The sequence below is a fragment of the Bradyrhizobium elkanii WSM2783 genome (assembly GCF_000472865.1).
Classification (GTDB): Bacteria; Pseudomonadota; Alphaproteobacteria; order Rhizobiales; family Xanthobacteraceae; genus Bradyrhizobium; species Bradyrhizobium elkanii_A.
The window spans coordinates 1-24568 of the sequence record NZ_AXAP01000048.1 but is presented as its reverse complement, the minus strand read 5'-3'; the positions used below and the strand labels follow the sequence as shown (position 1 = coordinate 24568).

Annotated in this window: 21 protein-coding genes; 14 read left to right on the top strand and 7 right to left on the bottom strand. The window is 63.6% G+C overall.

From position 1 onward, the window contains the following. Window positions 1-44: 44 nt before the first annotated feature. Window positions 45-2141, bottom strand: a complete 2097-nt coding sequence (locus YY7_RS0131805; RefSeq protein WP_028166754.1) for a 3-hydroxyacyl-CoA dehydrogenase NAD-binding domain-containing protein — start codon at window positions 2139-2141, stop codon at window positions 45-47. Window positions 2142-2313: 172 nt separating this feature from the next. Between YY7_RS0131805 and YY7_RS0131800 the strand changes: the two genes are divergently transcribed. The 10 genes from YY7_RS0131800 to YY7_RS0131755 all read left to right on the top strand — a co-directional run bounded on the left by YY7_RS0131800 (window position 2314) and on the right by YY7_RS0131755 (window position 13441). Then, a complete protein-coding gene (locus YY7_RS0131800; RefSeq protein WP_028166753.1) occupies window positions 2314-3177 on the top strand; it encodes an IclR family transcriptional regulator in 864 nt (287 codons plus the stop codon). A gap of 72 nt (window positions 3178-3249) precedes the next feature. Then, entirely contained in the window at window positions 3250-4047 is a 798-nt protein-coding gene (locus YY7_RS0131795; RefSeq protein WP_028166752.1) for an ABC transporter ATP-binding protein, read from the top strand. Beyond that, window positions 4044-4757 carry an ABC transporter ATP-binding protein gene (locus tag YY7_RS0131790; protein WP_028166751.1) on the top strand — a complete coding sequence of 238 codons (714 nt, stop codon included), beginning with the start codon at window positions 4044-4046 and terminating at the stop codon, window positions 4755-4757. Before YY7_RS0131795 ends, YY7_RS0131790 begins: the two co-directional genes overlap by 4 nt. A 13-nt stretch (window positions 4758-4770) precedes the next feature. Continuing rightward, complete coding sequence (locus YY7_RS0131785) at window positions 4771-5649, top strand: branched-chain amino acid ABC transporter permease (protein WP_028166750.1); 879 nt, start codon at window positions 4771-4773, stop codon at window positions 5647-5649. A 2-nt stretch (window positions 5650-5651) separates the two neighbouring features. Continuing rightward, window positions 5652-6668 carry a branched-chain amino acid ABC transporter permease gene (locus YY7_RS0131780; RefSeq protein ID WP_028166749.1) on the top strand — a complete coding sequence of 339 codons (1017 nt, stop codon included), beginning with the start codon at window positions 5652-5654 and terminating at the stop codon, window positions 6666-6668. A gap of 30 nt (window positions 6669-6698) precedes the next feature. Further along, window positions 6699-7928: an ABC transporter substrate-binding protein gene (locus tag YY7_RS0131775; protein WP_028166748.1), complete on the top strand. Its 1230-nt coding sequence runs from the start codon at window positions 6699-6701 to the stop codon at window positions 7926-7928. Window positions 7929-8169: 241 nt separating this feature from the next. Further along, a complete protein-coding gene (locus YY7_RS0131770; protein WP_028166747.1) occupies window positions 8170-9396 on the top strand; it encodes an ABC transporter substrate-binding protein in 1227 nt (408 codons plus the stop codon). A gap of 168 nt (window positions 9397-9564) precedes the next feature. Continuing rightward, the gene (locus YY7_RS0131765; RefSeq protein ID WP_028166746.1) at window positions 9565-10791 is read left to right on the top strand and encodes an ABC transporter substrate-binding protein; all 1227 of its coding nucleotides are present in this window, start codon (window positions 9565-9567) and stop codon (window positions 10789-10791) included. A 137-nt stretch (window positions 10792-10928) separates the two neighbouring features. Next, window positions 10929-12161, top strand: a complete 1233-nt coding sequence (locus tag YY7_RS0131760) for an ABC transporter substrate-binding protein (RefSeq protein WP_028166745.1) — start codon at window positions 10929-10931, stop codon at window positions 12159-12161. Next, entirely contained in the window at window positions 12161-13441 is a 1281-nt protein-coding gene (locus YY7_RS0131755; protein ID WP_028166744.1) for a glycerate kinase type-2 family protein, read from the top strand. Before YY7_RS0131760 ends, YY7_RS0131755 begins: the two co-directional genes overlap by 1 nt. A 336-nt stretch (window positions 13442-13777) precedes the next feature. On the opposite strand, the gene YY7_RS0131750 is transcribed toward YY7_RS0131755, so the two are convergent. Then, window positions 13778-14296, bottom strand: a complete 519-nt coding sequence (locus YY7_RS0131750) for a MarR family winged helix-turn-helix transcriptional regulator (protein WP_028166743.1) — start codon at window positions 14294-14296, stop codon at window positions 13778-13780. Window positions 14297-14454: 158 nt separating this feature from the next. On the opposite strand from YY7_RS0131750, the gene YY7_RS0131740 reads away from it, so the two are divergent. From YY7_RS0131740 to YY7_RS0131730, 3 genes are read left to right on the top strand one after another with little or no spacing between them, the layout of a single operon-like run. Further along, window positions 14455-15495, top strand: a complete 1041-nt coding sequence (locus YY7_RS0131740; RefSeq protein ID WP_028166742.1) for a branched-chain amino acid ABC transporter permease — start codon at window positions 14455-14457, stop codon at window positions 15493-15495. Window positions 15496-15500: 5 nt separating this feature from the next. After that, complete coding sequence (locus YY7_RS0131735) at window positions 15501-17270, top strand: branched-chain amino acid ABC transporter ATP-binding protein/permease (protein ID WP_051397038.1); 1770 nt, start codon at window positions 15501-15503, stop codon at window positions 17268-17270. After that, window positions 17267-17998, top strand: a complete 732-nt coding sequence (locus YY7_RS0131730; protein ID WP_028166740.1) for an ABC transporter ATP-binding protein — start codon at window positions 17267-17269, stop codon at window positions 17996-17998. The genes YY7_RS0131735 and YY7_RS0131730 overlap by 4 nt, the downstream gene beginning before the upstream one ends. Before the next feature lie 22 nt (window positions 17999-18020). Here YY7_RS0131730 and YY7_RS0131725 read toward each other — a convergent pair whose 3' ends face one another. The 5 genes from YY7_RS0131725 to YY7_RS0131705 form a co-directional block, all read right to left on the bottom strand. Then, entirely contained in the window at window positions 18021-19172 is a 1152-nt protein-coding gene (locus tag YY7_RS0131725) for an ABC transporter substrate-binding protein (RefSeq protein ID WP_028166739.1), read from the bottom strand. A gap of 93 nt (window positions 19173-19265) precedes the next feature. Beyond that, on the bottom strand, window positions 19266-19685 hold the full coding sequence (locus YY7_RS0131720; protein ID WP_028166738.1) for an acyl-CoA thioesterase: 420 nt from the start codon (window positions 19683-19685) through the stop codon (window positions 19266-19268). Window positions 19686-19694: 9 nt separating this feature from the next. Further along, window positions 19695-20456: an SDR family NAD(P)-dependent oxidoreductase gene (locus tag YY7_RS0131715; protein WP_028166737.1), complete on the bottom strand. Its 762-nt coding sequence runs from the start codon at window positions 20454-20456 to the stop codon at window positions 19695-19697. A gap of 20 nt (window positions 20457-20476) precedes the next feature. Further along, complete coding sequence (locus YY7_RS0131710; protein WP_433994538.1) at window positions 20477-22342, bottom strand: feruloyl-CoA synthase; 1866 nt, start codon at window positions 22340-22342, stop codon at window positions 20477-20479. Window positions 22343-22361: 19 nt separating this feature from the next. Then, on the bottom strand, window positions 22362-23165 hold the full coding sequence (locus tag YY7_RS0131705) for a crotonase/enoyl-CoA hydratase family protein (RefSeq protein ID WP_028166735.1): 804 nt from the start codon (window positions 23163-23165) through the stop codon (window positions 22362-22364). A gap of 344 nt (window positions 23166-23509) precedes the next feature. Here YY7_RS0131705 and YY7_RS53405 point away from each other — a divergent pair, with 344 nt between their 5' ends. Further along, the gene (locus YY7_RS53405) at window positions 23510-24421 is read left to right on the top strand and encodes a DUF3313 domain-containing protein (RefSeq protein WP_080663932.1); all 912 of its coding nucleotides are present in this window, start codon (window positions 23510-23512) and stop codon (window positions 24419-24421) included. The last annotated feature ends 147 nt before the right edge of the window (window positions 24422-24568 follow it).

The following is a 24568-nucleotide window of genomic DNA, read 5'->3' as shown; positions in this document are numbered from 1 at the left end:
ACGCTTGCGCGTGTCCCGGAATGACAAGTGGCAACAGCCGATCATCAAGCCGCCTTCGACGGCGCGGCGAGCGAAGCAAACGTCTTGCCTTCGTCGGCAAGGCGCTTGAGCAGCGGCGCCGGCTCCAGCGAGGGATCGTTGGTCTCCTTGGCATAGAAGGAGAGCCGATCGGCGATATGCTTCAGACCCACGGTGTCGGCCCAGAACATCGGGCCGCCGCGATAGATCGGCCAGCCATAGCCATAGAGCCAGACCACGTCGATGTCGGAAGGCCGCGCGGCGATGCCTTCCTCCAGGATGCGCGCGCCCTCATTGATCATCGGGTACATCATGCGCTCGAGGATCTCGTCGTCGCTGACGACGCGCTTCTTGCGGCCGAGGCGCGCCAGCGTCTCGTCGATCAGCTTCTCGACTTCCGGATCGGGCAGGGGCGCCCGCGAGCCCGCCTCATATTTGTAATAGCCCTTGCCCGTTTTCTGGCCGAAGCGGCCGGCTTCGCACAGCGCGTCGGCGATCTCCGACTTGATGCCGCGGTCCTTGCGCGAGCGCCAGCCGATGTCGAGGCCGGCGAGGTCGCCCATCGCGAACGGCCCCATCGGCATGCCGAATTTCGTAACGACAGCGTCGACCTGCTGCGGCAGCGCGCCCTCGAACAACAGCTTTTCCGCCTGCTTGCCGCGCTGGGCCAGCATGCGGTTGCCGACGAAGCCGTCGCAGACGCCGACCACGGCCGGAACTTTCGCAATCTTGCGCGCAATCGAAACCGCCGTGACCAGCGCGTCGGGCGCGGTCTTCTCGGCGCGCACGATCTCGCACAGCTTCATGACGTTCGCGGGCGAGAAGAAGTGCATGCCCAGCACGTCCTGCGGCCGCTTGGTCTCCTTGGCGATCTCGTCGATGTTCAAGTAGGACGTGTTGGAGGCCAGCACGGCGCCCGGCTTGGCATATTGATCGAGCTTGCCGAACACTTCCTTCTTGACCGCCATGGTCTCGAACACCGCCTCGATGACGAGGTCAGCATCCTTGACGTTTTCCAGGCCGACCACGCCTGATATCAGCGCCATCCGCTTGGCGGGTGCATCCGCCGGGATGCCGCCGCGCGCAGCGGTCGCTTCATAGTTCTTCTGCATCACGCCGAGGCCGCGCTTGAGCTGTTCCTCACCGGTCTCGATCAGCGTCACGGGGATGCCGGCATTGGCAAACGACATCGCGATGCCGCCGCCCATGGTGCCGGCGCCGATGATGGCGACGCGCGCGACGTTGCGCGGCTTGGTGCCATCAGGCACGCCTGCGATCTTCGCGGCCTCGCGCTCGGCGAAGAAGGCATAGCGCTGCGCTTTGGACTGGTCGCTCGCCACCAGTTTCAGGAAGGTCTCGCGCTCCTTCTTCAGGCCTTCATCGAAGGGCAGGTCGATCGCGGCGCCGACCGCGTCGGCTGCGGCGAACGGCGCTTCCAGGCCGCGTGCGCGCTTGGTCAGCGCGGCGACCGCATTGGTGAAGATCGAACGGTCGGCCTTGGCCGCGGCGAGCTTGGAGTCGTCGTCGCGCAACTTGCGCAATGGGCGCTTCTCCGCCAGCACCTTGAGTGCGAAGGCTTCGCCGCCGGCGGCCGGTCCCTCGACGATCTCTTCGATCAAGCCGTTCTTCAGCGCTTCCGCGGCGCCGATCGGATCGCCGCCGACGATCATCTTGACCGCAAGCTCCGGTCCGACCGCGCGCGGCAGCCGCTGGGTGCCGCCGGCGCCGGGCAGCAGGCCGAGCTTCACTTCAGGCAAGCCGAGCCGGGCGTCCTTGGTGGCCACGCGATAGTGGCATGCCAGAGCGACTTCGAGGCCGCCGCCGAGCGCGGTGCCGTGGATCGCGGCAACGATCGGCTTCGGTGAATTCTCCATCGCCTCCAGCACCTCGTTGAGGCCGGGCGGCTTCGGCGGCTTGCCGAATTCGGTGATGTCGGCACCGGCGATGAAGGTGCGGCCGGCGCAGGTCAGCACGATCGCCTTCACTTCGGCATCGGCAATCGCGCTCTTGATGCATTCCAGGATGCCGCCGCGTACTGCGGCACTCAGCGCGTTGACCGGAGGATTGTTAACCGTGACGATGCCAATGATGTCATGCCGCTCGAGTTTTACGACTTCGCTCACGAGGCTCTCCTTGGATGCTGTGTTCTTTTGCGGTGTGTTCTTTTGCAAGGCGTTGTTGCGGTTCTTGCGTCTAGTAGCTAATTTCGCACTGCGAAATTAAATTCCACATCTTGACACGGAGGGTTATTTTGAAGCACGTCCCTTGTCAACGAGATCGACAAAGTGGCGGGGAATGAAACGTTCAGGAAAGAAGGCGGCGACCGACCGCAATTTTGTGGTCGCGCTTTCCCGTGGATTGGAAGTCCTGCGCGCATTCCGTCCCAATGACGGGCTTCTCGGCAATCAGGAGATTGCGGCCCGCACCAATTTGCCGAAGCCTACCGTTTCGCGGCTGACCTATACGTTGACCAAGCTTGGTTACCTTACACCCGTTCCGCGTTTCGAGAAGTACCAGCTCACGCCCTCTGCCATGGCGCTGGGTTATGCCGCGCTCGCCAATCTCGGTGTCCGGCATTTGTCCGAACCCTATCGCGAGGACGTGATGCGTGCGACCGGCGGTGCGGTCGCGGTCGGCGGGCGCGATCGGCTCAGCATGATCTATTTCGGGCAAAGCCGGAACGGACTGACGCTCGGCGTTCAGCTCGATGTCGGTTCGCGGATACCAATAGCGACCACCGCGATGGGACGCGCCTATATCTGGGCGCTGCCGGACGATGAGCGTACCGCTCTGCTGCGTGAGCTTCGCGACCACTATGGCAGCCGCTGGCCGAAGATGCGCGATGGCATCGAGCGCTCGGGCGAATTGGTAGCGAAGCGTGGCTTTGCAATTTCTGCTGGTGAATGGCAGGACGATGTTCACGCTGTCGGCGTGGCATTGCAGCTCAATGACGGAACCGGTCCGTATGCATTCAACTGCGGCGCGCCGGCATTCCGCTTTACGGAAGACCGGTTGCTCAACGATATTGGACCTCGCCTTGTCGCGATGGTAAGGAACATCGAGCAGGCGCTTGGTGGGGTAGCGCCGCAATCCAGAAAAGTTGAAAGCAAAAAGTCGAGACTAGGAGGGAAAGTTGCACGTGTGGCCGAGGGCATCTGACAGCCTTCTTCATCGCCGGCGCGATCGCTCGCGCGGCGCTCTCCGCCCTCTCAAGCGGGCGGGCGAGACGAGATGACGCAGGCACAACTCGCGCAGGGTCATGCGCCACTGCTCGCGGTTCGCGACGTCAGCGTCGTGTTCGGCGGCATCGTCGCGTTGAACGGCGTCTCCTTCGACATGCATCAGGGCCAGATCCTGGGACTGATCGGACCGAACGGCGCCGGCAAGACGACGCTCTTCAATTGCCTCTCCCGGCTCTATCAGCCGAGCTCCGGCGACATCCTGATGGAAGGCGCGAGCATCCTCAGCCGCCCGCCGCACAAGATCGCCGAGATCGGCATCGGTCGCACCTTCCAGAACGTCGCGCTGTTTCCCAATCTCTCGGTGCTCGACAATGTCCGCGTCGGCACCCACGCGCGCACCTCCAGCGACATCATCAGCGACTCCCTCAAGCTCGCCTGGATCAGGCGCAGCGAGGCTTCGGTCAACAAGAAGGTGCACGAGATCCTGGCCTATCTCGACCTCGAGGACGTCGTGCACAGCATCGTTTCGGGCCTGCCGTTCGGCACCCAGAAGCGCGTTGAACTGGCGCGCGCGCTCGCGGCCGATCCGAAGATCCTCTTGCTGGACGAGCCGGCCGGCGGCCTCAACCATGAAGAGGTCTATGTGCTCGGCGACCTCGTCCGCAAGATCCGCGACGAGCGCAAGATCACCGTGCTCCTGGTCGAGCACCACATGGGCATGGTGATGTCGACCGCCGACCATGTCGTCGCGCTCAATTTCGGCCGCAAGCTCGCCGAGGGAACCCCTAGCCAGGTCCAGGCCGATCCCGACGTCATCAAGGCCTATCTCGGGAGCAAGGACCAATGACGATGATGCTCAACGTCAAGGATCTGCGCGCCTATTACGGCCAGGTTCAGGCGCTTCACGGCCTCAGCTTCTCGCTGAACGAAGGTTCGCTCACCACGCTGCTCGGGGCCAACGGCGCCGGCAAGACCACCACGCTGCGGGCGATCTGCAACATGGTGCGCTCGACCGGCGCGATCGAATTCGAGGGCAAGCCGATCGGTAATCGTTCGACCGAGAACGTGGTCCGCCTCGGCATCGCCCATGTGCCGCAGGGGCGCGGCACCTTCACCAACATGACGGTGGAGGAGAACCTGCAGCTTGGCGCCATCACGCGCGGCGACAAGAAGAACATCGTCGCCGACATCGAGCGCATGTACGACCACTTCCCGGTGCTCAAGCAGCGCCATACCCAGCAGGCCGGCACGCTGTCGGGCGGCGAGCAGCAGATGCTCGCGGTCGCGCGCGCGCTGATGCTGCGGCCGCGGCTGATGCTGCTGGACGAGCCGTCGTTCGGCCTGGCGCCGCTGGTGGTCCGCGACCTGTTCCGCATTCTCGGCAAGATCAACCGCGAGGACAAGGTCACCATCCTGGTGGTCGAGCAGAATGCGCAGCTCGCCCTCGAGCTCGCCGACCAGGCCTATGTGATCGAAACCGGACGCATCGTGATGTCCGGCAACGCCAAGGACGTCGCCAACAACGAAGACGTCCGTAAATCCTATCTGGGTTACTGAGGGAGCGAGGACCATGGAGCTTTTTGCCAACCAAGTCCTGGCCGGCATCGCCACCGGCGCGATCTACGCCTGCATGGCGCTCGCCGTCGTGATGATCTACCAGGCGATCGACCATCTCAATTTCGCGCAAGGCGAAATGGCGATGTTCTCGACCTTCATGTCCTGGCAGATGATGCAATGGGGCGTGCCCTATTGGTGGGCCTTCATCCTCACCGTCATCCTTTCCTTCGCCGGCGGCATCCTGATCGAGCGGCTGCTGTTCAAGCCCTTGGCGAAGGCGCCGGTCCTGACCAACGTCGCCGGCTTCATCGCCCTGTTTGCGATCGTCAACTCGGTCGCCGGCCTGATCTGGGATTTCACCATCAAGCAATATCCGACGCCGTTCGGCTCCTCGCCGTTCCTTGGCAGCCAGCTGATCTCGACCCACCAGGCCGGCATGGTCGGCGTCACCCTGCTGCTGCTCGCCGGGCTCTATTTCTTCTTCCAGTTCACCCGCATTGGCCTTGCGATGCGGGCGGCCGCCTCACTGCCTGAATCGGCGCGGCTGGTCGGCATCAACACCTCATGGATGATCGCGCTCGGCTGGGGCATGGCCGCCGCCATCGGCGCGATCGCCGGCATGCTGATCGCGCCGGTGGTGTTCCTCGAGCCGAACATGATGGGCGGCGTCCTGATCTACGGTTTCGCCTCCGCGGTGCTCGGCGGCCTTAGCTCGCCGCTCGGCGCCGTGATCGGCGGCTTCCTGGTCGGCGTGTTCGAGAACCTTGCCGGCACCTACATTCCAGGCGTCGGCAACGAGCTCAAGCTGCCGATCGCCCTTGCGCTGATTATCACCGTGTTGGTCGTCAAACCGGCCGGGCTGTTTGGCCGGCCCATCGTGAAGCGAGTCTGATCATGAGCGCGGCTGAAGAAGTTGTAACCGAAGCCCCGGCCGTCGAGGCGGTTCCGAAGCGCGCCATGACGCTCGGCTACGGCACCTCGCTGGTGGTGCTGGCGGCCCTGATCCTGACTCCCCTGTTCGTCAAGAACTTCATCATCTTCCAGATGACGATGCTCCTGATCTACGGGCTCGCGGTGCTGGCGCTCAACATCCTGACCGGCGGCTCGGGCCAGTTCTCGCTCGGCCAGAGCGCGTTCTACGCCATCGGTGCCTATACCACGGCGATCCTGATGGAGCACTTCAACGTCAACTACGCGCTGACCCTGCCGGTCGCGGGCGTCGTCTGCTTCGGGGCGGGTTTCCTGTTCGGCCAGCCGGCGCTGCGGCTGTCGGGCATCTACCTCGCACTCGCGACCTTTGCTCTGGCGCTCGCCATGCCTCAGCTCCTCAAGCTTGGCTTCCTCGAGCACTGGACCGGCGGCGTGCAAGGCCTGGTGGTGACCAAGCCGGATGCGCCATTCGGCCTGCCGCTGTCGCAGGACATGTGGCTCTATTACTTCACACTGGCGGTCTCGATCGGGATCTATGTCGCCTCGGTGAACCTGCTCCGCTCGCGCTCGGGCCGCGCCCTGATGTCGATCCGCGACAACGAGATCGCGGCCTCCGCCATGGGCGTTAACGTCGCGCTGTACAAGACGCTGGCCTTCGGCGTCAGCGCCGGCATCACCGGCATCGCCGGCGGCCTGGGCGCGATCGCGGTGCAGTTCGTGGCGCCCGACGGCTACACCATCACGCTCGCGATCTCTCTGTTCGTCGGCATGGTGGTCGGCGGCGTCGGCTGGCTGCCGGGTTCGATCGTCGGCTCCGCCTTCATCATCTTCGTGCCTAACATTGCGGAAGGCATTTCCAAGGGTCTCTCTGGCGCCGTGTTCGGCGTGCTCCTGTTCCTCGTCATCTACCTGGTGCCGCATGGCGCCCGGCAGGTCGCCCTCATTGCCCAGCAACTGGCGGCGAAACTCAAGAAGAACTGAAGAACCAAAAAAGAGACTTTAGGAGAGACGATGCCCTTCAAACTACGGACCGCCGTGCTTTCGGCGGCGGTCGTCGCTTGTGCTGTCGCTTCCGGCAGTGCCTTCGCCCAGAAGACATACGATACCGGCGCCTCCGACACCGAGATCAAGATCGGAAACATCATCCCTTATAGCGGACCTGCGTCCGCCTATGGCAGCATCGGCAAGACCGAGGCCGCCTATTTCCGGATGATCAACGATCGGGGCGGCATCAACGGCCGCAAGGTCAATTTCATCACCTACGACGACGCCTACTCGCCGCCGAAGGCGGTGGAGCAGGTGCGCAAGCTGGTCGAGAGCGACGAAGTCCTTGTCGTCTTCAACCCGCTCGGCACGCCCTCGAACACCGCGATCCAGAAATACCTCAACTCCAAGAAGATCCCGCAACTGTTCGTCGCCACCGGCGCGACCAAGTGGAACGATCCGAAGAACTTCCCGTGGACCATAGGCTGGCAGCCGAGCTACCAGAGCGAAGCGCAGATCTACGCGAAATGGCTGATGAAGGAGAAGCCGGACGCCAAGGTCGCGATCCTCTATCAGAACGACGATTTCGGTAAGGATTACCTCAAAGGCACCAAGGACGGCCTCGGCGCCAAGGGCGCCTCGATGATCATCCTCGAGGAAAGCTACGAGATCTCCGAGCCGACGATCGATTCCCACATCGTCAAGATCAAGGCCGCCAACCCGGACGTGCTGCTGATCTATGCCACGCCGAAATTCGCCGCCCAGACCATCAAGAAGACCGCCGAACTCGGCTGGAAGCCGCTGCAGATCGTTGCCAACGTCTCGATCTCGGTCGGCAGCGTGATGCAGCCGGCGGGATTTGATAACGCCCAGGGCGTGCTCTCGGCCGCCTACGCCAAGGACGGCAGCGACCAGCAATGGAACAACGATCCCGGCATGAAGAAGTGGAATGAATTCCTCGACAAGTACATGCCGGGCGCCGACAAGACCGAGAGCGCCCTGGTTTACGGCTACGGCGCTGCACAAACCCTGGCGAAGGTGCTGGAGATGTGCGGTGACAACCTCACGCGCGCCAACGTCATGAAGCAGGCGGCGAGCCTGAAGGATTTTACGCCGGACACGCTGCTGCCCGGCGTCAAGATCAACACCAGCGCCACCGACTTTGCCCCGATCAGCCAGCTTCAGATGATGCGCTTCAAGGGACAAAAGTGGGAACTGTTCGGCGAGATCATCAGCGGCGACGTTCCCGCCGACTAGGGTTGTGCAGTGCAAGAGACCAGCGCAAAGCCCCGCGGTGCAAGCCGCGGGGCTTTTTGTTGACGGACGGCGCGAGAACCGCATTCAATGCCCGCCGTGGGAGTTCCAAGAAACGCATCCACCACAGCATGATCCGGAAAAGTGGGAACCGGTTTTCCGAAAAGATCATGCTCAAACAAGAGATGAGTTCATGATCCGATTCCGTCTAATCGGATCATGATCTCAAGGATGAAGGAAACGAATGACTGCCGTCCGCTTGCGATTGACTGCCCTTTCAGCCGTGCTCGTCCTGATCGCCGCCAGCACCGGCGGTGCGCTCGCCCAGAAAAAGTACGATACCGGCGCCAGCGATACCGAGATCAAAATAGGCAACATCATGCCCTATAGCGGACCGGCTTCCGGCTATGGCGTGATCGGCAAGACCGAGGCGGCCTATTTCAACAAGGTCAACGCCGAGGGCGGCATCAACGGTCGCAAGATCGTTTTTCTCAGCTACGACGACGGCTACAACCCGTCGAAGACGGTGGAGCAGGCGCGCAAGCTCGTGGAGAGCGATAAAGTGCTTCTGATCTTCAACTCGCTCGGCACGGTCACCAACCTCGCGATCCAGAAATACATGAACGGCAAGGGAGTGCCGCAGCTCTTCGTCGCCTCCGGCGCCAGCAAGTGGGACCAGCCAAAAGAGTTTCCGTGGACCATGGGCTGGCAGCCGAACTACCAGAGCGAGGCGCGCATCTATGCCAAATACATCATGAAGGAGAGGCCGGACGCCAAGGTCGGCGTGCTCTATCAGAACGACGATTTCGGCAAGGACTACCTCAGAGGCTTGAGGGACGGATTCGGCGAGAAGGCGGCGATGATCGTCACCGAAGAGAGCTACGAGACCTCAGAGCCGTCGATGGAGAGCCACATCGCCAAGCTGAAGGCCGCCGGCGTCGACGTCCTTCTCAACGTCGCCATGCCGAGATTCGCAGCTCAGGCGATGAAGAACGTCGCGGAATTGAACTGGAAGCCGCTGCAGATCGTGTCCAATGTCTCCGCTTCCGTCGGCGGCGCGATGAAGCCGGCCGGCTTTGAGAATGTGCAGGGCGTCCTATCGGCGGCCTATGCCAAGGATGGCGCCGACCCGCAATGGGACAACGATCCCGGCATGAAGCGCTTCTTCGCGTTCCTGCAGGAATATTATCCGCAAGCCGATCGGCGCGATGACGCGGCGGTCTATGGCTATGGCGCGGCGCAAACCATGGTGAAGGTGCTGCAGATGTGCGGCGACGATCTCACCCGTGCCAACATCATGAAGCAGGCCGCGAGCCTGAGGGAGTTTGCGCCCGACACGCTGCTGCCCGGCATCACCATCAACACGTCGCCGACCGACTTCGCGCCCATCAAGCAACTGCAGATGATGCGCTTCAAGGGAGACAAGTGGGAGTTGTTCGGAGACATCATGAGCGGCGCGCTCGGGCATTGATGGAGCTGCGGCGGCATCAGCCGTTGAAAGCCCCCGCGACTCTGTCGCGGGGGCTTTTTGTTGAGGCCTTGTCGGCAAAATGGTAATCGATACGGTCAACACCAAGAGCTTTCGCATCAAGAAGGCCATGACACAGCATCGATGTCATCCAAGAGGGAGAGAGACGGAATGTCCGTTATCAAAAAACTTGCGATTCTTTCGACGGCGTTCGGCTTGTTCGCGGCCACTGCCGGCACTGCGACGGCACAGAAGAAATACGACCCCGGCGCATCGGATACCGAGATCAAGGTCGGCAACATCATGCCCTACAGCGGACCGGCCTCCGCCTACGGCGTGATCGGACGCACCGAGGCCGCCTACTTCAAGAAGATCAACGACGCCGGCGGCATCAATGGCCGCAAGATCAATTTCGTCTCCTATGACGACGCCTATTCGCCACCGAAGGCGGTCGAGCAGGCGCGCAAGCTGGTCGAGAGCGACGAGGTGCTGCTCATCTTCAACTCGCTCGGCACGCCGTCGAACACCGCGATCCAGAAATACATGAACTCGAAGAAGGTGCCGCAGCTCTTCGTCGCCACCGGCGCCACCAAGTGGAACGACCCGCAGAACTTCCCGTGGACCATGGGCTGGCAGCCCAGCTATCAGAGTGAGACCCAGATCTACGCCAAGTACATCCTGAAGAACCATCCCGACGCCAAGATCGCGGTGCTCTTCCAGAACGACGACTACGGCAAGGACTATCTAAAGGGCCTGAGGGACGGGCTCGGCTCCAAGGCCGCGAGCATGATCGTGATGGAGGAGAGCTACGAGACCTCCGAGCCGTCGATCGATTCGCATCTGGTCAAGCTCAAGGCCACCGGCGCCGACATCTTCATCAATATCACCACGCCGAAATTTGCGGCGCAGGCGATCAAGAAGAACGCCGAGATCGGCTGGAAGCCGCTGCACTTCCTCAATAACGTCTCGGCGTCTGTCGGCAGCGTGCTCAAGCCCGCCGGCTTCGAGAACGCCCAGGACATCATCTCCGCCGCCTACCTCAAGGACGCCTCCGACAAGCAGTGGGACAACGATCCCGGCATGAAGGAATTCTATGCCTTCATGGCCAAGGATTTTCCGGAAGGCGACAAGCTCGACGGCGGTACCGTGGTCGGCTACGGCGTGGCGCAGACGCTGGTTCAGGTGCTGAAGCAGTGTGGTGACAACCTGACGCGCGAGAACGTCATGAAGCAAGCGGCGAGCCTGAAGGATTTCCGTACCGAAGTCCTGCTGCCCGGCATCAAGATCAACACCGGACCAAACGACTTTGCTCCGATCAGCTCGCTTCAGCTCATGAAGTTCAAGGGCGACAAATGGGAGCTGTTCGGCGACGTCATCAGCGCTGACGTCGGCGGGTAAAAGTCTCCCGCAGTTACCCAAGGTTAAGCACGCAAAGCTCCTGCGACACAGTCGCAGGGGCTTTTTGTTGCCAACGTGATTTTCCGCGCTATCAATGCGATGCACCAGAATGGGAGCTTCTGCTCCGAAGGAGTCCTATGCCTATGTTGACCCGACGCCGCCTTGCAACCGCATTCCTCGGCTTTGCCGTAACCGCCACCACTGCCTCTGCCGCACTCGCGCAGAAGCAATATGACACCGGTGCGACGGACACCGAGATCAAGATCGGCAACATCGTGCCCTATAGCGGGCCGGCTTCGGCTTACGGCAGCGTCGGCAAGGCGATGGCTGCATTGTTCAAGAAGGTCAACGACGAGGGCGGCATCAACGGCCGCAAGATCAACTTCATCTCCTATGACGATGCCTATAGCCCGCCGAAGACGGTCGAGCAGGCACGCAAGCTGGTCGAAAGCGACGAGGTTCTGCTGGTGGTCGGCACGCTGGGCACCGCGCCCAACACTGCAATCCAGAAATACCTCAACAGCAAGAAAGTACCGCAGCTCTTTGTCGCCACCGGCGCGACCAAGTGGAACGAGCCGAAGACCTTTCCCTGGACCATGGGCTGGCTGCCGAGCTACCAGAGCGAAGCGCGCATCTACGCGAAATACCTGATGAAGGAGAAGCCGGGCGCCAAGGTGGCCGTGCTCTACCAGAACGACGATATGGGCAAGGACTATCTGAAGGGCCTGAAGGATGGGTTCGGCGCAGACGCCTCGCGGATCGTCCTGGAGGAGAGCTACGAGGTCTCGGAGCCGACCATCGATTCGCACGTGGTGAAGATCAAATCGGCCAATCCCGACGTTCTGGTGCTTTACACCACCCCGAAGTTCGGCGCGCAGGCGATCAAGAAGCTGGGCGAGATGAACTGGAAGCCGCTCACGATCATCTCCAACGTCAGCGCCTCGACGGCGGCCGTGATGAAGCCGGCGGGCGTTGAGAACTCGCAGGGCGTGATCTCGGCGGCTTATGCCAAGGATGTCAGCGATCCCCAGTGGGCCAACGATCCCGGCATCAAGGCATTCGACGATCTGCTCGCGAAATATCTTCCCGAGATGAACCGGATCGACTCTTCGGCGATGACCGGTTACAACCTTGCGACTACCATGGTAGAGGTGCTCCGTCGCTGCGGCGACAACCTGACCCGGGAGAATGTCATGAAGCAGGCGCAAAGCCTGAAGCAATTTGCGCAAGGCGGACTGTTACCGGGCGTGACGCTGACCACGAGCGCGACTGATTACATGCCGATCGAGCAGTTGCAATTGATGCAGTTCAAGGGTGAACGCTGGCAGTTGTTCGGCGAAGTCCTCAGCGGCGAGATCTCTGGCAACTGATGACGAACCGACGCCCTCTCCTGCGCGCGATCTTCGATGCGGCGGTAGCTGCCGCCCATCCGGACGTCGTGCTGGCGCCGCATTTGCGTCCGGTGCCGAAGGGGAGGGTGATCGTGCTTGCCGCGGGCAAGGGCGCCGCCGCCATGGCGGCGGCGGCCGAACGACACTATCTCGACGCGCTCGAGCTGGATCCGGCGCTGCTCACGGGGATTGCAACTACCCGCCACGGCCATGGCGTGCCGACCCGCCGGATCAGGGTGGTCGAGGCCGGCCATCCCGTACCTGACGAAGCCGGGCTGAAAGCCGCCGATGATACGCTGCGGCTGGCGGCGACGGCGACCGTGGATGATCTCTTGCTGGTGTTGATCTCCGGCGGTGGCTCCGCCAATTGGATCGCGCCGGTGGACGGCGTCAGTTTTGCGCAGAAGCAGCAGGTGAACCGGGCGCTGCTCCGCTCGGGCGCGCCGATCGGCGAGATGAACATTGTGCGGAAACATCTGTCGCGCATCAAGGGCGGCCGCTTGGCGCGGGCCGGCCAGCGCGCCGAGATCGTGACGCTCGCGATATCCGACGTGCCGCATGACGATCCTTCCGCGATCGCATCCGGCCCCACGGTAGCAGATCCGACTACGCTTGCGGACGCACGCGCCATCGTCGCCAAATACAATCTAGCCATCGATGACTCCGTTCGCCGCGCGCTCGATGATCCTGGCAACGAAAGCTGCAAGCCGGGCGATCCCGCCTTTGCGCGCGCGACGTTCGAGTTGATCGCAAAGCCGAAGGCCTCGATCGAATCGGCGGTCAAGGTCGCGCGCGAGGCCGGCTATGCGACCATCGATCTCGGCGCCGATCTCGAAGGCGAAGCGCGCGACGTCGCCGCCGCGCACGCGCAGCTCGCGCTGACGGCCCGCAGCGAGGGCAGGCGCGTCGCGATCCTGTCCGGCGGCGAACTGACCGTGACCGTGCGCGGCAATGGCCGCGGCGGCCCCAACCAGGAATACGCGCTTGCGCTCGCCGATCTGCTCAAGGGCATGACCGATGTCTCGGCGCTCGCCGCGGACACCGACGGCGCCGATGGCGGCGCGGGCAGTGCCAGCGACCCGGCCGGCGCCGTCATCGACCACTCTACGTTCGCGAAGATGAAATCGCAGGGCCTCGATCCCAGGGCCTATCTCGAAAACAACGACGCCAGCGGCTTCTTCGCTCAAACCGGCGATCTGCTCCTGACCGGCCCGACGCTGACCAACGTCAACGACGTCCGCGTCATCCTAGTGGACTGACGCCACGCTCTCTCCGTCGTTGCGAGCGAAGCGAAGCAATCCACGTCTCCGCTTGCGGCGCTATGGATTGCTTCGCTGCGCTCGCAATGACCTGGATAGCGCGGCGCACTCCAGCTTATCCCCTCACCCTGAGGAGACCGCGCAGCGGTCGTCTCGAAGGGCGAGGCCACCGGCGGGGCCTCATCCTTCGAGACGCGGCGAAGACGCCGCTCCTCAGGATGAGGATCTGGGCAGAATCGTAGGATGGGTAGAGCGAAGCGAAACCCATCATTGGCGCGGCATGCTCCATCGCGATGGGTTTCGCTGCGCTCTACCCATCCTACGGCAGCTCCACCCTCAAAACTCGCGCGCGATCTTCGCCAGCATCTCCAGCAGCGCCGCGTGGTTCTCAGGTCCCAAGAGTTCGATCAGCCGCGCCTCGTGCTTGTTGGCAACGAGCTTCTTGGCGCGTGCCAGCACCGCGCGGCCCTTGTCGGTCAGCACGAGAATGTGCGAGCGGCGGTCGCTTGCCGAGCGCATGCGCGCGCAGAGTTCGCGGCTCTCCAGGGCGTCGAGCATCGCCACGAAATTCGGCCGCAGGATGCCGAGCGTACTCGCGATCTCGGTCTGGTTGCGGCCGGGATTCTGGTCGAGCAGCAAGAGCACCGAGAATTGTGCCGGCGTGAGTTGCAAGGGCGCGACGCAGCGCAGAAAATCCTCGAACACCTTGAGCTGCGCACGCTTCAGCGAATAGCCCAATAGCCCCGACAGTTCTCCCAGGTGGAGCAGGCCATCGTCGCTCGAAGCATCAAGATCCTGCCCGGCGACGGGGCGGGATACCTTGGCGGCGTCGGCGGCGGTCTTGGGAACAGTCATCGCTCGAGGCTCGCAATCCCGGGAGTCGGGCTCTTGAGATTATATTCGATAATTGTTATTGATTATATCAAACGTCGGCAGCTTTCAACAGCCGACACCGGACGATCGAACGCGGCGACGCGTCGATCGGCCCGCCGCGTGAGGGGGAGCGCTCGGCCTTGAACACGACGATCATGCTGTTCCTGCTGCAGGACGGCATCACCAACGGCGCCATCTACGCATTGCTGGGGCTGGCCCTGGTCCTGGTGTTTGCGGTCACGCGGGTGATCCTGATCCCGCAGGGCGAGTTCGTCACCTATGGCGCGCTGAGCTATGCCATGCTGGCGACCGGGCAGGTGCCGGGCACCGCGAAGCTCGCGGTCGCGATGGGACTGGTGGCGTTCGGCCTCGACCTGTTCTTTGCGCGGAAGTCGCTGCATGCGCGGCTGATCGCGCGCGCCGTCGCGGTCGACATCGTCTTTCCAGTCGCCGTCTGCCTGCTGACTTATGCGCTTGCCGGGCCGAAGACGCCGATCGCCGTCAACATCGCGCTCGCGCTTCTGATCGTGGCGGCGATCGGGCTGTTCCTCTACCGCATCGCGTTCCAGCCGATCGCGCATACGTCCGTGCTGGTGCTGTTGATCGCCTCCGTCGGCTGCCATCTCGCGCTGCAGGGCCTGGGTCTCGTCTTCTTCGGCGCCGAAGGCCTGCGCGGCCCGGCGCTCTCCAACGTCGCGCTGACAGCGGGCGCGCTCCGCTTCACCGGCCAGAGCCTCGCGGTCTATGGCCTCACCATTGGTTTCATCGTCGCGCTCTGGCTGTTTTTCGGCTACTCGCTGACCGGCAAGGCGCTGCGCGCCACCGCCGTCAATCGCCTCGGCGCCCGCCTCGTCGGCATCCGCACCACATTGTCCGGCCAGATCGCCTTCCTGCTGGCCTCGCTGATCGGAGCGATCTCGGGAATTTTGATCGTGCCGATCACGACGCTCTATTACGACACCGGCTTCCTGATCGGCCTCAAAGGCTTCATCGCGGCGATCATCGGCGGTCTCGTCAGCTATCCCTTGACGGCCATCGCCGCCATTCTCGTCGGTGTCGTCGAGGCGTTCTCCTCGTTCTATGCCAGCAACTTCAAGGAAGTCATCGTCTTCACGCTGATCCTCCCCGTCCTGGTGCTGCGTTCGCTCGCGGCGCCCGCGGTCGAAGAAGAGAAGGATTGAGCGCGATGACGCAGCGATTGCCTCTCATCATCTTCGCCCTCGTGATGGCGCTGATCCCGCTGGTGCCGGGCATCCCGCCATTCTGGATCGTGCTGCTCGACAATATCGGCCTCGCCGCGCTGGTGGCGATGGGATTGGTGCTGCTGACCGGCGTCGGCGGGCTCACCTCGTTCGGGCAGGCGGCGTTCTGCGGCTTCGGCGCCTACACCACGGCGGTGTTGACGACCGCCTATGGCGTCTCGCCGTGGCTGACGCTGCCGGTCTCGCTCCTGGTCAGTGGCATCGCCGCGGTGCTGCTCGGCATCGTCACGGTGCGGCTGTCCGGCCACTATCTGCCGCTCGGCACCATCGCCTGGGGCATCGCGCTGTTCTACCTCTTCAGCAAGCTCGAATTCCTCGGCCGCAACGACGGCATCTCCGGCATCCCGCCGCTTGCGATCGGCGCCTACAAGATGCTGAGCCCCGGCACGATCTACTATGCGATCTGGATCGCGGTCTTGATCTCAGCGGTGCTGACGTTGAACCTTTTGGATTCGCGCACCGGCCGCGCCATCCGCGCACTGCGCCGCGGCCATATCGCGGCCGAAGCCTTCGGCGTGCAGACGCCGCGCGCCAAGCTCCTGGTGTTCATCTACGCTGCGGTGCTGGCGGGCCTGTCCGGCTGGCTTTATGCGCATTTCCAGCGCGCCGCCAACCCGACGCCGTTCGGTCCGCAGGCCGGCATCGAATATCTCTTTATCGCCGTCGTCGGCGGCGCCGGCTATGTCTGGGGCGCGGTGCTCGGCGCCGGCATCGTCGTGATCCTGAAGGAAGTGCTGCAGAGCTATCTTCCTTACATCTTCGGCGGCCAGAGCCAGCTCGAGACCATCGTGTTCGGCATCCTCCTCGTGATGCTGCTGCAGCTCGCGCCATCCGGCGTCTGGCCGTGGCTGATGGCGCGATTGCCGTTCAAGGCGGTCCGCAGGACGGTGGACAATTCGCTGACGCTGCCGGCCCGGGAGCGTGCGCCGACGGCGGCGGCCGTGCTGCTGCAGCTCGACAAGGCGCGCAAGCAGTTCGGCGGCGTCACCGCCGTCAACGATGTCAGCTTCGACGTCAGGGCCCGCGAGATCGTGGCGCTGATCGGACCCAATGGCGCCGGCAAGAGCACGACCTTCAACCTGGTCACGGGCGTCCTGACCGCAACCAGCGGCGCCATCTCCGTGCTCGGCAGGAAGGTCGAGAACGCGCCGCCGCAGGAGGTGGTCAAGCTCGGCGTCGCCCGCACCTTTCAGCACGTCAAGCTGGTGCCCGACATGACGGTGCTGGAGAACGTCGCGATCGGCGCGCATCTGCGGGGACATTCCGGCGCGGTCGCCAGCATGCTCCGCCTCGACCGCGCGGATGAAGCACGGCTGCTCGCGGAAGCCGCACGGCAGATCGAGCGCGTCGGGCTCACCGACCAGATCGACCAGCTCGCGGGCTCGCTCTCGCTCGGCCAGCAGCGCATCGTCGAGATCGCCCGCGCGCTCTGCGTCGATCCGATGCTGCTCCTGCTTGACGAGCCCGCCGCGGGGCTGCGGCACATGGAGAAACAGCGGCTCGCGGCGCTGCTGCGGCAATTGCGCGACGGCGGCATGTCGGTGCTGCTGGTCGAGCACGACATGGGTTTTGTCATGGACCTCGCCGACCGCATCGTCGTGCTCGATTTCGGCACCAAGATCGCAGAAGGCACGCCGGAGGCGATCAAGAAGAACCCCGAGGTCATCAAGGCCTATCTCGGAGCCGCGGCATGAGCGCATTGTTGTCGGTGTCCGATGTGCATATCGCCTATGGCAAGGTCGAAGCCGTGCGCGGCGTCTCGCTCGAAGTTAACGAGAACGAGATCGTCACCATCATCGGCGCCAATGGGGCCGGGAAGACCACGCTGCTCAACGCCGTCATGGGCATCCTGCCGCTGAAGGGCCGCACCGCCTTCGCAAGCCGAGACATGGCCACGCTCGACATCGAGGACCGTGTTGCGGCGGGCCTCAGCCTCGTGCCGGAGCACCGCGAACTGTTCGCGACCATGAATGTCGAGGACAATCTGCAGCTCGGCGCATTCCGGGTCCCGAAGGCGACCGCGGCGAATTCGTTCGAGCGCGTCTACAGCCTGTTCCCGCGGCTGAGGGAGCGGCGCAAGCAGCTCGCCGGCACGCTGTCTGGCGGCGAGCAGCAGATGCTGGCGATGGGGCGGGCGCTGATGGGCGCTCCGAAACTCCTGATGCTGGACGAGCCGAGCCTGGGCCTCGCGCCGATCGTTGTCGCCGACATCTTCCGCACCATCGGCGAGCTTCGCGCCGCCGGCGTGTCGGTGCTGCTGGTGGAGCAGAACGCCCAGGCCGCGCTACAGATCGCCGACCGCGCCTATGTGATGGAGCTCGGCGAGTTCGTGCTCAGCGGAGCGGCCAGGGATATCGCCAGCAATCAGCGCGTCGCCGCAAGCTATCTCGGCTTCCAGCATGAGGGCGAGAGCGCGGTTTGATCCACGCTCCCGCCCCGCATCGTCACATCGCCGGCACGTATTTGCCGTCTTTCACCGTGAGCAGGATCCGCGAGCGATCGTCGAGACCGTAGCGGTCCTTGTCGGTCCAGTTATAGACGCCTTGCGTAGCGACAATTTCCTTCTCGCTCATCAGCGCCTGGCGGATGCCTTCGCGGAACTCCGGCGTGCCGGGCTTGCCGGCCTTCAGCGCGACCGGGATCACGCGCTTCAGCACTTCGAAGGCGTCGTAGGAGTGGCCGGCAAACTGGCTGCGGCTATTGGCACCATACTTGGCTTCATAGGCGGTGTTGAGCGCGAGCCCCGGCTTCTTGGTCAGTGCGTTGTCCGGCTGGCTCTCCGGCGACATCACCGGGCCCGATGCCATGATGACGCCCTCCGCCGCGGGACCGGCGATGCGGACGAAGTCCATGCTCGCGGCGCCGTGGGTCTGGTAGATCAGGCCCTTGTAGCCGCGCTCGCGCAACGCGGTCTGCGGCAGCGCCGCGGCAGTGCCGGAGGCACCGACCAGGATCGCGTCGGGATTGGCTGCGACGAGCTTCAGCACCTGGCCCGCGACCGAGGTATCGGGCCGGGCAAATCGCTCTTCGTCGACCATCTGCAGGCCCATCGGCACGCCCTGGGCCTTGAAGTCGTTGAACCAGAGGTCGCCGTAGGAATCGGAGTAGCCGATATAGCCGACGGTCTTGATGCCATGCGCCTTCATGTGCTCGTACAAGACCTTGCCCATGATCGGGATCGACTGCGGCATGTCGACCGACCATTTCGCGCGCGCTTCGTTGATCGGAAACGGCGCCAGCCCGAAATGCGGGATGCCAGCCTCGTTGGCGACGGTGGAGACCGCGATCGAGGGCGGAGTGGTGGAGGAGCCCATGATGATGTCGGCCTTCGATTCCGTGACGAAGCGCCGTGCGTTGGTGGTAGCCGCGGTCGGGTCGCCGCCGTCATCGAGCACGATCACCTTGAGCGGCACGCCGCCAATCTCCTTGGGCACGAAATCCAGCGCGTTACGCTCGGGGATGCCGAGCGCCGCGGCAGGCCCCGTGGTCGAGATCGAGATGCCGATGACGATCTCGTTATTCTGCGCGGATGCCGGCGTGCCCGGCAGCGCCAGCGCTGCAGCCAGCGCAGCGGCGGCGAGATAAGCCTTCCTCATTCATTCCTCCCTTTTCAATTATTCTTGTCGGTGTAAGCAACTGGCAGGGCCAGTCCAGCCCCTTCTTTAGGTCAATAGAACGGGGCACTCAAATCAGCCCTTCATGAAACGGTCAATGATCTCCTGCGGAAACGGCGCGGACTTCAATTTTGCGGGATCGTTCGGATCACTGCCGACGAGGACGCGGGTCTCGAAAGCTTCGATCGCCAGCGCCTCGCCCTTGAACACCTTGTGCGTCACTTCGAAACTCGAGCGCTTGATGCTTTCCACCCGCGTTTCAATTGTAATCCAGTCGCCATGGGTCGACGGGATGTAGAACTTCGCCCGCGTGTCGACCATGGGAATGCCGACCAGGCCGTAGTTGCGGACGAGGTCCTGTTTCGAGAAGCCGGCCGCTTCGAACATGATCGAGGTCGAATCGTCGAACATCGCGAAATAGCGCGGGTAATAGACGATGTTGGCGGGGTCGCAATCGCCCCACTGGATCTGCACATCGCGCCGGTGCACGAACATGCGCTGGCCTCAGCGCGGCGCCATGCGAAGCGCGGCATCGAGCCGCACCACCTCGCCGTTGAGGTAGGGGTTGTCGATCATGTGCAGCGCCAGCGAAGCGAACTCGCCAGCGTCGCCGAGCCGGTGTGGGAACGGGATCGAGGCGGCGAGCGAATCCTGCGCTTCCTGCGGCAGACCTGCGAGCAGCGGCGTCAGGAACAGGCCGGGCGCGATCGCCAGCACACGGATGCCGAACTGCGCGAGCTCGCGCGCGATCGGCAGCGTCATGCCGACGATGCCGCCCTTGGAAGCCGAATAGGCGGCCTGGCCGATCTGGCCGTCATAGGCGGCAATCGACGCGGTCGAGATCACGACGCCGCGTTCGCCGTTTGGTAGCGGCTCGAGCTTTGTCATCGCCGCGGTCGCAAGCCGCAGCATGTTGAACGAGCCGAGCAGGTTGACCTTGATCACCTTGTCGAAATCGCCGAGCGGCATCGGGCCGTCGCGTCCGATCACGCGCTTCGCCACGCCGATGCCGGCGCAGTTGATCAGGATGCGCGCCGGGCCATGCGCTGTCGCAGCCTGAGCGACGGCGGCTTCCGCTGAGGCTGCATCGGACACATCGCAGATCACGGCAACGCCGCCGATCTCGGCCGCGACACTTTCCGCAAGCTTTGCGTTGAGGTCGCATACTGCAACCTTGGCACCCTGCGCGGCGAGCCGGCGCGCGGTCGCGGCGCCCAGTCCCGATGCACCACCGGTGACGATGGCGGCCTGATCCTTCAACTGCATGGTCTTCTCCCTTATAAAACTCAGCTCAATGTGATGACGTGCGCAGGCGGCACATCGGCATAAAGCGCCGCGATCAGCGCTGCGCGATGCTCCAGCACCGCGCGCTGATTGACCGAACCCTTGTCGGTGACCTCGCCGCGATCGATCGATAGCGGCGCATCGAGCAGGATCGCGCGGGTGATCCGGGTCGACGATCCGGTAGCGCTGGCGAGGAAGCGGGCGAAGCGCTCGCGGAAAGCGGCGCGGACCAGGGAATCGGACGCCGCCGCCGCGATATCGTTGGCTGATAGCGCCGGGTTGATCACGCGGCAGCCGTCGAGATCCAGGATCACAACGGCGGAAATCTCGTCGCGGTTGATGCCGGCGATGACGACGTCGCGCACCAGCGGCGCGCAGGCCGCGATGAAGCGCGCGCGGAGCGGGCCGACGCTGACCCAGGTGCCGCTGGCGAGCTTGAAATCCTCGGCAATGCGGCCATCGAAATCGAAGCCGGCATCAAGATCATCCGCTTTGGCCGGCTTCAGCGCATCGCCGAACTTGTAGAAGCCCTCTTCGTCGAAGGCGGCGGCAGTCAGTTCCGGCTGGCGCCAATAGCCTGGCGTGACGTTTGGCCCTCTGGCGCGCACTTCGAGCTTGCCGTTGTTCGGCAACAGCTTGGCTTCGTTGCCGAGCACTGGAAGGCCGACATGGCCGGAGCGGCTGGTGTCCGGCCGTACCGACATGAAGAACGGCGCCGTCTCGGTGGCGCCGAGCCCGGTCAGCATTGGCACGCGAAAGCCGGTCTCGCGCACGGCGAGCTCGTCGAGGCTGTTCCACACATAGGGCGACAGCGCCGCGCCGGAGAAGAACATCGCGTGCAGCCGGCCGAAGAATTTTGCGCGCAAGCCGGAATCGTCGCGCAGATAGGGCAACAGCGATTCATAACCCTTGGGCACGTTGAAATAGACCGTGGGCGAAATCTCGCGGAGGTTCTTCACGGTGTCCTCGATGCCGCCGGGCATCGGCTTGCCCTCATCGAGATACATCGAGCCGCCGTTGAACAGCGTCAGCCCGATATTGTGGTTGCCGCCAAAGGTGTGATTCCAGGGCAGCCAGTCGACGATGACAGGCGGCTCATCCTTCAGGAACGCCAATGTCTCGCGCAACATCACCTGGTTCGCGCAGAGCATGCGCTGGGTGTTGATGACGGCCTTGGGGTTGCCGGTCGAGCCGGAAGTCAGCAGGAATTTCGCGATCGTGTCCGGCGTGATGGCTTGGTGTGTCGCGTCGAGCAGCGGATGCTCCGGCGTGTCCAGCAGCTCGGAAAGTCTGGTCACGACCCGGCCGGGAAGGTCGCCGCGCGTGGCGACGATCTCGGTCTCTGGCGCAACATTCGCGGACAGCGCTGCGGCGAACTTGCCGGCGTCATCGGCGAAGACAAGGCCGGGCGTCAGCAGCTTGATGACAAAACCGAGCTTGCCGAAATCGCGTGACACCAGTGAATAGGCCGGCGACACTGGGCAGAACGGCACGCCGGCATAGAGCGCGCCGAACGCGAGCAGAGCGTGGTCAATCGAATTGCCCGACAGAATCACGAGCGGCTTTTCCGCCGACAGGCCGCGCGCGATCAGTGCCGAGGCGATGTGCCTCGCGGCATCGAGCAGCTCAGCGTAGCTGATCTCGCGCCACGCGCCGTCCGCGGCGCGCTCCGCCATGAACACGCGGCGGGGCTCGACCTTGGCCCAGTGATGCAGCCGATCGGTGATGCGCTGCGGATAATCAAGGAGCTTGCTGCGTGGGCGAAGATAGATCGTGCCGTCGTCGCGGCGCTCGATGATAACAGCGGGATTGCCGAACGATATCGCGCGCAGCGGATGCGCGGTCGCATCTTTGACTGACACTGACATGTCGGCTCTCGCGCTCATCTCAGGTCGGCTTCACTTTCGCGGTCTTGTGTTCGAGGAATTCGCGGATCCGGCGTTTGGCTTCCTTGTCGCTCTGCGCCACCGTCGCCATCAGCGATTCCATCAACAGCCCGGTCTGCGGATTGGCTTCGGCGATCATCGGCAGCGCCTGCAGCACCGCAAAATTGGTCAGCGGCGCATTCCTCGCGATGCGCTCGGCAAGCTCGATCGCCTTCGGCAATGCGCCGCCCGCATCCGTCAGATATTGTGCGAAGCCGTAGGCCGCGCCTTCGGTCGCGGAATAGACGCGTCCGGTCAGCATCATGTCGATCATGCGGGGCACGCCGATCAGGCGCGGCAGGCGCACCGATCCGCCGCCGCCGACAAAGATGCCGCGTTGGCCTTCGGGCAGTGCGAAATAGGCTGACGGTTCGGCAACGCGGATATGCGCGGCGCAGGCAAGCTCCAGCCCGCCGCCGATCACGGCGCCCCTCAGTGCGGCGATCACAGGCACGCGGCTGTACTGGATGCGGTCGAACACCCGGTGCCACATCTGCGAATGCTGCAGGCCTTCGGTCGCGTCGCGCTCGGAGAGTTCGGAGAGATCGAGGCCGGAGGAGAAATGGTCGCCGATGCCGTGGACGACGATGGCACCGACGCCATCGGGGATGTCGGAAAAGCAATCCTGGATCGCCAGCATGATGCCGTCGTTCAGCGCATTGCGCTTGGCCGGCCGGTTGAGGCCCACGGTCAGGACCGCGCCGTTGTGCTCGATTGTCAGTAGCGCCGCGCGATCCTCGCTCGCGGCGGAGTCGGCGTTTCCCATGGCCTTATTGTTTCCTTCCCAGAATAGTTATATTTTATAACGATTGGCCCGGGAGTCAATACGATGTGTCATCGCGCGCGAGCCCCGTAAGATGGGTAGAGCGCAGCGAAACCCATCGCGATGGAGCAAGCTGCGCGAATGATGGGTTTCGCTTCGCTCTGCCCATCCTACGACATTGTCCCCGACCCAAGCGTGATGCGGCAGAGCTAATCCCACCACGATACCGGCTGCGGTTTCGACAGGATTTCGCGATCATCGATCTGTATTGAGAAGAGCATATCTCCGCCTCAATCGGTCGTGCATCTGACGGTCGTCAGCATTGCCGTCAGAAACAGGACTGTCAGATGGTCGTTCATCGCCTGCTACCGAAGCTGCTCCGACGGCGGATGCGGAATTTGTCCGGTCGCACCACGTTGCAGGGTGTGGCGGCATTGGCCGCGGCCTGCCTGATGTCCGGCTGTGCGACGGTGGCGCTGGATGAGGGCGGGTCGCTGACATCGTATAGTCAGCTCCAGCCCTCCGATGGCGTGCTCACGAAGTCGAAGCTCTATGTGCGTGAACAAGAGGTGCTGGCGGCACGCACCGTGCGGATCGTCCCTGCGACGATTGCCGAGAAGGCAAGGGTGGAGGGGATCACGGATCAGGAGCGAAGATTGGTCGCCAACGCGATCGATCGCTCCCTTTGCGCCGGCCTCAGCGAACGCTTCACCGTGGTCGCCGCGAACGACGATGCGGATATCACGGTTCATTCGCGGATCACGCAGATGACGCCGACCGACGAAAAGGCGGTGGCGGCATCGAAAGGGGCATCCGTCGCCAAGACCGTGCTGCTGCCCGGCGTGCCGGTGCCGGTCCCGCGCATTCCCATTGGCCTTGGCTCACTGTCGGTTGAAGCAGAGGCGCGGGCGCGCGACGGCAAGCAGGAAGCCGCCATGGTCTGGGGGCGCGGCGCGAATGCCCTCTCCGGCTCGGCGCGCGTGTCTCCGTCGGGTGACGCCTATGAGCTGGCGAGCGCGTTCGGCGACGATTTCAGCCGCATGCTGGTCACCGGCAAGACACCCTTCGGAGGGCTCGGGAAACCGCCTTCCATGGATCGCATCCAGTCATGGGCGGGTGGCGCACCGAAATATGCGGCGTGCGAAGCATTCGGCCGCGAGCCGGGCATCGCGGGCCTGGTCGGAGGAGCGATCGGCGTACCGCCGGATTGGAACGACAAGGTGCCCGATACCAGCACCACGACCGCGCAAGCTCAGTAGAAGTCTTAGGGCGGATTAGCGTCCCAAACTCCGCACTATCAACTAGCGCAGTTCGTAGAGCCTGAGAACCAATTCGGTTTTCGGGTAGACGGCATCCGAAGTAGCGGATGTTGAAGACCTCGACGGTGGAGCGGGGCGGGATTTGCG